The 270-nt window shown below is 58.1% G+C and carries 1 pseudogene; it reads right to left on the bottom strand.

Annotated features, from left to right (window positions below):
- Nucleotides 1-270, bottom strand: a pseudogene (locus Q4563_RS20075) (permease); the annotation flags it as partial.

The raw sequence follows: 270 nt of genomic DNA, 5'->3' as shown, positions 1-270 counted from the left end.
GAGTGGCACGAAAAATACCCTGCTGCGTCCCCGCCTGTCCCAGTACCGACATCACCAGCTCACGCGGAATCCGCCCGAGCAGACCAACAAAGACAGATGCCGAAATAATCCCCCACCACATGGCGTTGACCATTTCGAACGAGGTGTGCATCAGGGTGGATACCCAGGTTAATCCGACATCGCCCAGTGACAACCAGCCCAGATAACCGGCAACGACAAACAGGCCGCTGCCCCACAATACCCAGTCAAACGAGGCACTCGGGGCACAGC

Source organism: Gilvimarinus sp. 1_MG-2023, assembly GCF_030548285.1.
Note: the sequence above shows the minus strand (reverse complement) of the source record. Positions and strands in the feature narration are given on the sequence as shown.